The sequence below is a fragment of the Phormidium sp. CCY1219 genome (assembly GCF_055795085.1).
Genome location: NZ_JAYFEQ010000684.1, coordinates 1 through 10899, shown reverse-complemented (window position 1 = coordinate 10899; position 10899 = coordinate 1). Strand labels below are relative to the sequence as shown.

The following is a 10899-nucleotide window of genomic DNA, read 5'->3' as shown; positions in this document are numbered from 1 at the left end:
AACCCAGATCTCAAAGGTCTCGGCCCAGAAGCCCGCGCCGTACCGCCTAAGCGGTCGGCGTCGGGAGTACGTCACCTGACGGTGGAATTCGATGCAGCAGGGGAGATCGCTTCTGAGGACTCCACCGACGCGGCGGTGTCTTCTTCGGCATCCACGGATTGCGCTGGCTCCACATCCAAAAACGGCTGGGTGGCAAATTGGGGTAAAATTTCTTCGCTAAATGCTTCTGCTGCCTTGGACCGATACCGATTGGGATTGAAAATCACTGACAGCATCCGCTTGACGACTACCCCTTCGATGGTGGCTCGATGCAAAATCCCCATCTGCAATTCTTTTTCGATCGCCGAAATGGAGACGAATGCGGCTCCTAAGCCGGACTGTACTGCATTTTTTATCGCTTCAATGGAATTGAGTTCCATCTCCAGTTTGAGCCGGCGGGTATCGATATCGCAGCGCGAAAGCACTTGGTCGATGACTTTGCGAATGGTGGACTGGGAATCTAGGGCAATAAATTGCAGCTTGTAAAGGTCTTCTTTTTGGATGGTTTCGAGTTTGGCAAAAGGATGAAATACTGGCAAAATTAGCGCCAGTTCGTCTTCGGCATAGGAGTGAATGTTGAGGGATTCTTGCAGTTCTGGGGGCACTTCTCCGCCGACGATCGCCAGGTCGATTTGCCCGTTGGCTACGCTCCAGGCGGTGCGACGGGTGGAGTGAACGTGCAACTGAACGGCGACATCGGGGTATTTCTGCCGAAACATGCCAATCATCCGAGGCAGCAAGTAGGTGCCGGTGGTCTGGGATGCACCGACAATTAGGGTGCCTCCTTGAAGATTTTGCAAATCCTCAATGGCTCGACAGGTTTCTTGACATAAGGTTAAAATCTTTTCGCCGTAGCTCAGCAGCAGGTGCCCTGCTTCTGTTAGTTGTGCCCTTCGCCCCCCCCGGTCGAACAATGGCACATCCAACTGGCGCTCTAAATTCTGCACCTGTAGGCTAACGGCAGGCTGAGACACATATAAACTATCGGCAGCGCGTTTGAAGCTCCCCTCAGCGGCGATCGCTTTGAGAATGCGTAACTGATCTAAAGTGAACGGTAGATCGGACATACTGCTAAACCTGAAAGGGGCAAGGAGTCTGGTGACAACTAACGGATTCAACGGGTTGCATTTCAAAAAAACTGGGTGTATGAGTGGTTTTTTTGATTCCGGGGACCTCGATAATCCGATCGCCCACCGGTGCCAACCCGCTCATCTTCGTCCCGTTGTCCTGCAGTTTACCAAATCGCGGCATCTTACCCTACTGTTCTATTTAAGGTTGGATTGGGTTTGCCGTCGATCGGTTCGGGGAAATCCACTGGCTAGCAATCCCCCCATGCAGTCTCCACTGCCCATTATCCCCTGCGATTGACTTCCGTGCGATCGCGACAGGGGTTTTTCTTTGGGCCTTCTGCGCGATTCTCGGGGGGCGATCGCGTTTCACTTCGCCCCCCGACTTGTTTTTCCCGGGTTGTCGCTTTTTGTCCCCCTCTGGTCTAAAATGTTACCCACGTCATCTTTTTTGCTTCTGCTGGGGCTGCGGTTGGAGCCTGTTTCGGCCAGGGTGGATCCTTCTACTGGGGCGCGGTCGGCTCTGTCTGGCACTCGGCAGGGGTTAGGTCTGGTTCACCGTCGGTAAATTCTGTTATCTGCAATGTCCTGGGATTGGTTGACGCCGAGCCATTTGATGATGGTCGGTTTGCTGTTGGTCTTCGCGATCGCCCATAGCGGTTTGGCGGCTGTGCGCCCGGTTGGGGAACACTTCGTCGGCCCGCGTCTGTACCGCATTTTCTTCGCTTTGGTGAGTCTGCCTTTGGCGGTGGTGCTGATTATCTATTTCTTCAACCATCGCTATGATGGGGTGCAACTTTGGCAGGTTCAGGGGGTGCCTTGGGTGCAACCGCTGGTCTGGATCCTCTCGGCGATTTCGTTTATTTTTCTCTACCCCGCTACCTTTAATCTGCTCGAAATTGCCGCGATCGAAAAACCCCAGGTTCATCTTTACGAAACTGGCATCATTCGCATTACCCGTCACCCGCAAATGGTGGGTCAGGTCATCTGGTGTGTGGCCCATACCCTCTGGATTGGTACCAGTTTTATGGTGGTGACTTCCCTGGGCCTGGTGCTGCATCATTTGTTTGCGGTGTGGCACGGCGATCGCCGCTGGGGCGATCGCTATGGAGAAGCGTTCGAGGCGGTAAAAGCTCGCACCTCGGTGATTCCTTTCCTGGCCATTTTCCAAGGGCGTCAAACCCTCAAACTGGACGAATTTATCCGCTTGAGCTATCTCGGGGTGACGGGGTTTATTTTCCTCCTCTGGTGGGCACACCCTCTCTTGCTCCGTGCCACCGCCCAGGTGGGCTGGTAAATTGGTAATTGGTCATTGAAAATTGAAAATTGGAAATTGCAGCCTGTGTAGATTGTTAATTGACAATTGCTGATTTTGCGGGTGGGGGCGATCGCGGCAGTTTGAGGCGGTAAAGCCGGGTAGGATACCAGTGGGGGATAAAAAACTGTATCTTTGGTTACAGTAAATGTTAAAAAAATGTAAAGAATTTCGGGGTGGGAGGGAAAAATAATCCCCGGTGGGGGGAATTATGGGGGTGAAATTTTTTATAAGCAATCAACAATTAACAATCAACAATCTCTCATAAAATTTACTATTATTTACAATCAAGACTTTTTTACCAAATCTATATCGAAAGGGGATAGTCAGACGATCCCAAATCGATGTAGCATGATCCCGGTGTCGATCGCAAAAGCCATTGAGCAGAGAGGGAACATGGTCTTGTCTCTTAACGAACAAACGTTTAAAGAAGAAGTTTTAGAAGCTCCCACGCCAGTTCTGGTAAACTTTTGGGCACCCTGGTGTGGGCTGTGTCGAACGATCGATCCGATATTGAATGCATTTGCACAAGAATGGGGAGAACAGATAAAACTGGTGGGAATTAACGCCGATCGCACGTTAAAGCTAGCCAGTGGATATCGAATCACCACCTTACCGACGTTAATTTTATTTGACAGCGGAGTTGCGCTGCATCGGATCGAAGGATTTCACGGGCGCGATGACCTACAGGCGATGTTGCGATCGCGGATGCGAGAGGTGATGCAAAAACGGTTTGTTACCCGTTCTTTGGAGCATCTCATCAATTCCTCCTCCGTCTGATTGAGCGCCATTTCATTGTCAGCAAATTAAAACATCAAGTTTGCTGGTGTCGGGCTTTTGCCAGAACAAAGGCTCGCATTGGGCAAACCCAAACCCCATCCAGAGGGTTTCTGGATGGGGTTCTTCACGGGTCAGAGCGGGAGGCCGACAAAATTTTTCAAGAAAATATTTAATTATAACACAAAAAATGTGGTAAATTCAAACGAGACAGAGAGAAAAAGCCGTGGATGACCTCAGAGTGCAAGCATTCCGAGTAAAGAATCGAGCAATTTGTGGGGCACTCCTGTGTCAAAATGTTAACAATTGTGTTGACTGAGTAAAGAACTATTAAGTGGGAGTCAGCAATGGAACCCCTGTATCAGTATGCGTGGCTGATTCCAGTCTTGCCCTTAGCCGGGGCGATGCTGGTTGGCCTCGGTCTGATTTCCTATAACAAAGCGACGAACAACCTGCGGCAAAAGAATGCCGTATTTTTAGTGTCCCTGGTGGGCGCTGCAATGGTAATGGCCTTTGGGCTGTTATGGAGTCAAATCCAAGGACATGAGCCCTACACCCGCACCATCGAATGGGCGGCGGCGGGGAATTTTCATCTGGCAATGGGCTACACCATTGACCCGCTTTCGGCGCTGATGCTGGCGATCGTGACCACCATTAGCTTTTTGGTGATGATTTACACCGATGGCTACATGGCACACGATCGCGGCTACGTGCGTTTTTTCGCCTATTTGAGCCTATTTGCCTCCTCCATGTTGGGGCTAGTGATTTCCCCGAACTTAGTTCAGATTTACATTTTCTGGGAACTAGTGGGGATGGCATCCTACTTGCTGATCGGGTTTTGGTACGATCGCCCAGCGGCGGCGGATGCGTGCCAAAAAGCCTTTATCACCAACCGGGTTGGAGACTTTGGCCTGCTGCTGGGGATACTCGGACTGTACTGGGCCACCAACAGCTTTGAATTCAACGAAGTGGGCGATCGCCTAGTAGATCTGGTGCAATCCGGGGCGATCGGGGCGGGAATGGCCACCCTGTTTGCGATCCTAGTCTTTCTCGGACCGGTGGCGAAATCGGCGCAATTTCCGCTGCACGTGTGGCTTCCGGACGCAATGGAAGGGCCGACCCCAATTTCCGCCCTGATCCACGCCGCCACAATGGTTGCCGCCGGCGTCTTCCTAATCGCGCGGATGTACCCCCTATTTGAACCCATCCCCAGCGTAATGAACACCATTGCGTGGACGGGATGCTTCACCGCCTTTTTGGGAGCCACGATCGCGATTACCCAAAACGACATCAAAAAAGGCTTAGCCTACTCCACCATCTCCCAACTCGGGTACATGGTCATGGCAATGGGCATCGGGGCCTATAGCGCCGGGTTGTTTCACTTAATGACCCACGCTTACTTCAAAGCGATGCTCTTCCTCTGCTCTGGATCCGTCATCCACGGCATGGAAGACGTGGTGGGTCACGACCCCACCCTGGCCCAAGACATGCGACTGATGGGCGGGTTGCGCAAATACATGCCGATTACCGCCACCACCTTCTTAATCGGCACCTTGGCGATTTGCGGCATTCCGCCGTTTGCCGGGTTCTGGTCGAAAGACGAAATCCTCGGTGCGGCGTTTGAAGCCAATCCCGCCTTGTGGCTAGTGGGTTGGGTAACTGCCGGGATGACCGCTTTCTACATGTTCCGCATGTATTTCCTCACCTTCTGCGGTCCGTTTCGCGGCCAGGACAAGCAAATCCGTGAGGATATCCTCACGGAAGCGAAAATGGGAGAACCGGCCCTGGCGTTTGGTCCTGGGGCGATGGACCCGCAAGAATTGGCGGAGGCGGGTGACGACCATTCTCACGGTCATCACAGCGACACCCCGCACGAGTCTCCCCTGACGATGACCTTCCCCTTGATGGCCCTGGCGGTTCCGTCAGTGCTGATTGGATTGGTGGGTACGCCGTTTGCGAATTACTTTGAGGAATTTATCTTTCCTCCCGAAACCGTGGCGGAAGCGGCAGAACATGCCGGGGAATTCGATTTAGCCGAGTTTCTGATTATGGGGGGCAATTCCGTGGGGATTGCGTTAATCGGGATTACCCTGGCGTCGCTGATGTACCTGAAAGGGAAAATCGACGTCAAGGCGATCGCGGCGAAAATCCAGCCCCTGTATCAGCTCTCGCGCAACAAGTGGTATTTCGACGAAATCTACGATTTCCTCTTCGTCCGGGGTTCTCGCCGCTTGGCCCGCCAGGTGATGGAAGTGGACTACCGGGTGGTGGATGGCGCGGTCAACCTCACGGGGTTGATTACCGTGATTACTGGCGAAGGGTTGAAGTATTTTGAGAATGGTCGCGCCCAGTTTTATGCCCTGATCGTGTTTGTCGGGGTTCTCGGATTAGTGATTCTCTCTGGCGTGAATTAACCCTCTACTCAGCACTCACTCAGTCAGAATGACCGTTATCTGGGAATCTCGGCGTGGGGTATCTGGAGGCGCAACTCCCGCACAGGCGATCGCGCGCGGTAGGAAAATCCGAGGCGATCGCTTTTCCCCCTGGGGGTTTCCCGAAGCTCGGTATATTCTGACTTGTGGAGTCTGAGCGTGGGTTCTCTCAATGGTGAATTCTGGAAGCTATTTACGAATATGGCTGAATTTCCGTGGTTAACCACAATTATTCTGTTCCCGATCGCGGCGTCTTTGCTACTACCGCTGATTCCCGATACTAAGGGGCGGACGGTACGCTGGTACGCTTTGGTCGTGGGAGCGATCGATTTTTTGTTCATTGTTTACGCTTTTTGTACTCAGTACGAGTTGAGCAATCCCGATTTGCAGCTTTTTGAAAGCTACAGTTGGGTTGCGCCGTTGGATTTGAATTGGTCGGTGGGGGCGGATGGTTTGTCCATGCCCCTGATTATCCTCACGGGGTTTATTACTACCCTGGCGATGTTAGCCGCTTGGCCCGTGACTCTCAAACCGAAGCTGTTTTACTTTTTGATGCTGCTGATGTATGGGGGTCAGATTGCGGTTTTTGCCGTGCAGGATATGTTGTTGTTCTTCTTGGTGTGGGAACTGGAGCTGATTCCGGTTTACCTGCTGCTGTCGATTTGGGGCGGGAAAAAGCGCCTCTATGCGGCGACTAAGTTTATTCTGTACACGGCGGGCGGTTCCCTGTTTATTTTGATTGCCGGGTTGGCCCTGGCGTTTTATGGGGATACGGTAACGTTCGATATGCGGGCGATCGCCTCGAAGGATGTGGCGATTAACGCGCAACTGCTGCTTTATGGTGCGTTCTTTATTGCCTATGCGGTGAAGTTGCCGATTTTCCCGTTGCATACTTGGCTCCCGGACGCACATGGGGAAGCTACGGCACCGGTTCACATGTTGCTCGCGGGTATCCTGCTGAAAATGGGTGGCTATGCCCTGATTCGCATGAATGCGGGCATGCTGCCTGACGCTCACGCTGTTCTCGCCCCGATTTTGGTGATTCTCGGGGTGGTAAACATAGTATATGCCGCTCTCACATCATTCGCCCAGCGCAATTTGAAGCGCAAAATCGCGTATTCGTCGATTTCTCACATGGGCTTCGTGCTGATCGGGATCGGTTCGTTTACTGACCTCGGTCTCAGCGGTGCGGTGCTGCAAATGGTGTCTCACGGCTTGATTGGGGCGAGTCTGTTCTTTATGGTAGGCGCAACCTACGATCGCACTCACACCCTGATGCTGGATGAAATGGGCGGCGTGGGCCAGAAGATGAAGAAGTCTTTCGCTATGTGGACCACTTGTTCCCTGGCGTCTTTGGCCCTGCCCGGAATGAGCGGGTTTGTGGCAGAGTTGATGGTGTTTGTCGGCTTTGCTACCAGCGATGCCTATAGCCTCACTTTCCGCGTGGTGGTGGTGTTCTTGGCAGCAGTGGGTGTGATTCTCACCCCGATTTATCTGCTCTCCATGCTGCGCGAAATGCTCTATGGACCGGAAAATAAAGAGTTGGTGGAACATGAAGCGCTGATCGATTCCGAACCGCGCGAGGTGTTTATTGTGGCTTGTTTGTTGGTGCCGATTGTCGGGATTGGATTGTATCCCAAGATTGTCACGCAAATTTACGATGCCACTACGGTGCAGTTAAACGCGAAATTGCGCCAGTCGGTTCCTAGCTTGTCTCCACAAGCTCCTGTGGCGATGATGAATCCGCTACAAGCGCCAGCTATCGAGGCGATGGAGGGCGATCGCTAATCTCTCGCTCTCTGTTTCTCGGGAAAGGTGCGGGCACCCCCCGTCCTTTCCCCACTGCTCCTCACACCTGCGAGAAAGGCGGGCGATGCACAATCGCCCGCTTTGATTAATTCTGCTATCCCTACAGTATGTCTCATCCCCCGATTATCCTCTGGTATCGCAACGATTTGCGAGTGCACGATAGCGAACCCCTGTATCGCGCCCTCACAACTGCCGCGCCGATTCTCCCGGTTTATTGCTTCGACCCCCGGCACTTTGGCACCACCGCCTATGGCTTTCCCAAAACCGGCTCGTTTCGCGCCCAGTTTTTGCTCGAAAGTATCGCCAACTTGCGCCAGTCCTGGCAACACCTGGGTAGCAATCTTATCGTCAGAATCGGCAAGCCTGAAGTTATCTTACCACAAATTGCCCGCCAGGTCAATGCCTCGGCGATATATTTTCATCGGGAAGTCACCGCCGAAGAAGTGGCGGTGGAAAAGGCATTGCAACGGGCGATCGCACCCCTGAACCTGCAACTCCACTCCTTCTGGGGACATACCCTTTATCCTCCCTCAGCATTGCCCTACCCTATCTCAGAAATTCCCGCAGTATTTACCCATTTTCGCAAGCAAGTCGAAAAAAAATCCACCGTTTCTCCCCCCTTTCCCTCACCGAACTATGTACCTCCCCTCCCAGATATCCCTATCGGTTCTCTCCCCCAATTAGAAGATTTTAATCTCACCCCACCCCTGCCAGATTCCCGCGTCGCCCTCGCCTTTCACGGGGGAGAAACTGCCGGCATTGCCCGCCTGCAAACTTACTTCTGGCAGCAAGATAAACTGCAAAGTTACAAGCAAACCCGCAACGGAATGCTTGGCGCAGATTATTCTTCTAAATTTTCTCCCTGGTTAGCCTTGGGTTGCCTTTCTCCCCGCTATATTTACCAACAAGTGCGCGAATACGAAGCGCAACGAGTGAAAAACGACTCTACCTATTGGTTAGTCTTTGAATTGCTCTGGCGCGATTATTTTCGGTTGATCTGCGCTAAACATGGCAATGCGATTTTTCGGCAATCCGGATTGCAAGGGGTAAATATTCCCTGGAAAGAAGATTGGCAGCAATTTGCCTTATGGCAACAAGGAAAAACTGGCTTTCCTCTGGTAGATGCCAATATGCGCGAACTCGCCGCTACCGGATTTATGTCCAATCGCGGGCGGCAAAATGTCGCCAGTTTCCTCACCAAAAATTTGGGGATTAATTGGCAGATGGGCGCAGAATGGTTCGAGTCTCTGTTGATTGATTATGATGTATGCAGCAATTGGGGGAATTGGAACTATACCGCCGGGGTGGGGAACGATGCCCGAGGATTCCGATTTTTTAATATTATCAAACAGTCCAAAGATTACGACCCCCAGGGAGAATATGTCAAGCATTGGTTGCCCGAATTGGCTCAAATTCCAGCAGCAAAAGTTCGCGAACCCTGGAAATTATTGCCCGAAGAACAACAGCGCTTTGGGGTAAAAATTGGCGTGGATTATCCTCCACCCATAGTCGATTTGTTCGCCTCAGCAAAGGCAAACGAACGAGTATATAAAACGGCGATCGACCGCCACAGATAAAACCCACGCCATCGGGTGTGTGACCCCCGCCGCTAATCCCCGCGCCCACCGCACAATTCTGCCCGGGGGTCACGCACCACCCACCGCAACCAAACCCGTGCTAACATGCGAAATCAGCGGGGGATTGAAATCGCGCCTGGGCAGGTAAAGTCCGCCTACGCGGACTAATTGTATGTCATGGGGGTTTAACTCGTTCCCCCCAGGGGGGAACGGTTCTCACGAGGTTCCGCCTCCCCGCCCCAATAAATGTGCAAAATAATTTGCACCCTTGCTTAATCAAACCAATCGAATGGAATTAAACGATGGAAGTAGCAAATCGCGAAACAATTTTCCCGTTGAAACTCTGCCTCGATTTAAGCGACGAGCAGTTTTTTCAACTGTGCCAAAATAACCGAGATTTAGGCTTTGAGCGCACTGCGAATGGAGAAGTGATAATTATGCCACCGACGGGCAGCGATATGGGGAATCGAAATGGGAGATTGATTCAACAGTTATTTAATTGGACCGATACCAACGATTTGGGGGTAGCTTTTGATTCCTCGGCGGGATTTAAACTGCCCAATGGTGCAAATCGCTCTCCCGATGCTTCTTGGATTCAAAAAGAGCGATGGGAGGCTTTAACTTCTGAAGAAAAACAGCAGTTTGCTCCCCTCTGTCCGGATTTTGTGGTAGAGTTACGTTCCCCTAGCGATTCTTTACCGACGTTACAAGAAAAACTCAAGGAATATATCGCCAATGGTACGCGGTTGGGGTGGTTAATTGACTGCCAAAATCAAGGAGTGGAAGTGTATCGCCCGGGGGAAGAAGTGGAAATTATCGATACTCCCGCTACCCTATCCGGGGAATCGGTATTGCCGGGATTTGTGTTGGATTTAACCCCAATTTTATATGAACCTCCGTCGGGGGCGTGACCCCGGCAACCCAACCCCGGCCAAACCCACGCCATCGGGTGCGTGACCCCCGCCGCCAATCCAGGCACCCACCGCACAATCCGGCGCGGGGGTCACGCACCATCCCCCGCAACCCAACCACGCGCCCACGACACAATTGCGCCGGTGACGCACCACCCCATCAGAGGGCCTCTGATGAAGCATTACCAGGCGGAGTCAGGGAACGAGTCAGTGGGGGAACAGGAGTCAAAAATCATCGAGCGGCTCGTGAAATTTGGCCCAACTTATGCTATGCTCAATAATAATCCGAACCGAGGGGGTGACCCACCATGAACGATGCGCGTTTGCAACGGTATATCCAAATCATCCAAGCCTTACTTTCCAGCGATGCAGGAGAGGCAGAAACCCTGCTGGCACAACAGGAGGAGGGGGTGGACGAGCAACTGTTGCAGGTGATGGGGCAATTGGCAGAGAATGCAGCAGCAGAAGGGAGTGAAGAACTCGCCGCCCGCTTGCAGGAATTAGCTGCAGAGGTAACGCGGTTTATCGCCAACCGGGGGGAGAACGCTTCCCCTGACTCGGAAGCAGAAGTGTATCGGCAGTTAGCCCGAGAATTGCTGCAACTCGAACGGGAAAGCAATAGCGATACAGCTGTGGTTTATCCTTTTTTAGACCAACATCGGGATAAACTCAATCCCCGGTTTAAAGAAGCGTTTCTCGAAGTGAGTCGGCTGTTGCTCTCCGATGCAGAACAAGCAGATACCTTCGCGGGAATCATCGAAAATACCTGTATCCATATTAATGTGTTTCCCCGGGGAAGTCGGGCGGATTGTCTGGAAATTGCCATTGCCGGCTACCAACTCGTTCTCACGGTTCGTCCCCGAGAACGGAAACCCGCAAAATGGGCACAAACGCAAAATAATCTGGCAAGTGCCTATTTATACCGCATCCGGGGAGAGCGGGGGGAGAATCTGGAACGGGCGATTGCGGCAT

At 52.3% G+C, this 10899-nt stretch carries 9 protein-coding genes; 8 read left to right on the top strand and 1 reads right to left on the bottom strand.

The window, feature by feature from the left end; all coding sequences use genetic code 11:
* Positions 1–71 precede the first annotated feature (71 nt).
* Positions 72–1106: a LysR family transcriptional regulator gene (locus tag AC0QH1_RS20095; RefSeq protein ID WP_324633076.1), complete on the bottom strand. Its 1035-nt coding sequence runs from the start codon at positions 1104–1106 to the stop codon at positions 72–74.
* Between the two features lie 583 nt (positions 1107–1689).
* Here AC0QH1_RS20095 and AC0QH1_RS20090 point away from each other — a divergent pair.
* From AC0QH1_RS20090 to AC0QH1_RS20055, 8 genes are all read left to right on the top strand, one after another.
* On the top strand, positions 1690–2403 hold the full coding sequence (locus tag AC0QH1_RS20090) for an NnrU family protein (protein WP_324633075.1): 714 nt from the start codon (positions 1690–1692) through the stop codon (positions 2401–2403).
* Between the two features lie 414 nt (positions 2404–2817).
* Positions 2818–3201 carry a thioredoxin family protein gene (locus AC0QH1_RS20085; protein WP_324633074.1) on the top strand — a complete coding sequence of 128 codons (384 nt, stop codon included), beginning with the start codon at positions 2818–2820 and terminating at the stop codon, positions 3199–3201.
* A 344-nt stretch (positions 3202–3545) separates the two neighbouring features.
* Positions 3546–5612: an NAD(P)H-quinone oxidoreductase subunit 5 gene (locus AC0QH1_RS20080; protein ID WP_324633073.1), complete on the top strand. Its 2067-nt coding sequence runs from the start codon at positions 3546–3548 to the stop codon at positions 5610–5612.
* Positions 5613–5640: 28 nt separating this feature from the next.
* Complete coding sequence (locus AC0QH1_RS20075; RefSeq protein WP_324633072.1) at positions 5641–5787, top strand: hypothetical protein; 147 nt, start codon at positions 5641–5643, stop codon at positions 5785–5787.
* 44 nt (positions 5788–5831) lie between these two features.
* On the top strand, positions 5832–7418 hold the full coding sequence (locus tag AC0QH1_RS20070) for an NAD(P)H-quinone oxidoreductase subunit 4 (RefSeq protein ID WP_324633071.1): 1587 nt from the start codon (positions 5832–5834) through the stop codon (positions 7416–7418).
* Between the two features lie 128 nt (positions 7419–7546).
* Positions 7547–9016: a DASH family cryptochrome gene (locus tag AC0QH1_RS20065; RefSeq protein ID WP_324633070.1), complete on the top strand. Its 1470-nt coding sequence runs from the start codon at positions 7547–7549 to the stop codon at positions 9014–9016.
* Positions 9017–9318: 302 nt separating this feature from the next.
* Positions 9319–9927, top strand: coding sequence for a Uma2 family endonuclease (locus tag AC0QH1_RS20060; RefSeq protein WP_324633069.1), 609 nt, complete (start codon positions 9319–9321; stop codon positions 9925–9927).
* Positions 9928–10235: 308 nt separating this feature from the next.
* Positions 10236–10899, top strand: a 664-nt coding sequence (locus AC0QH1_RS20055) for a hypothetical protein (protein ID WP_442957347.1), incomplete at its 3' end; no start/stop codon positions are given.

What these genes read in the sequence shown, in the direction of transcription:
- AC0QH1_RS20095 (WP_324633076.1), bottom strand. Translation starts at nt 1,106, where the DNA reads ATGTCCGATCTACCGTTCACTTTAGATCAGTTACGCATTCTCAAAGCG.
- AC0QH1_RS20090 (WP_324633075.1), top strand. Translation starts at nt 1,690, where the DNA reads ATGTCCTGGGATTGGTTGACGCCGAGCCATTTGATGATGGTCGGTTTG.
- AC0QH1_RS20085 (WP_324633074.1), top strand. Translation starts at nt 2,818, where the DNA reads ATGGTCTTGTCTCTTAACGAACAAACGTTTAAAGAAGAAGTTTTAGAA.
- AC0QH1_RS20080 (WP_324633073.1), top strand. Translation starts at nt 3,546, where the DNA reads ATGGAACCCCTGTATCAGTATGCGTGGCTGATTCCAGTCTTGCCCTTA.
- AC0QH1_RS20075 (WP_324633072.1), top strand. Translation starts at nt 5,641, where the DNA reads ATGACCGTTATCTGGGAATCTCGGCGTGGGGTATCTGGAGGCGCAACT.
- AC0QH1_RS20070 (WP_324633071.1), top strand. Translation starts at nt 5,832, where the DNA reads ATGGCTGAATTTCCGTGGTTAACCACAATTATTCTGTTCCCGATCGCG.
- AC0QH1_RS20065 (WP_324633070.1), top strand. Translation starts at nt 7,547, where the DNA reads ATGTCTCATCCCCCGATTATCCTCTGGTATCGCAACGATTTGCGAGTG.
- AC0QH1_RS20060 (WP_324633069.1), top strand. Translation starts at nt 9,319, where the DNA reads ATGGAAGTAGCAAATCGCGAAACAATTTTCCCGTTGAAACTCTGCCTC.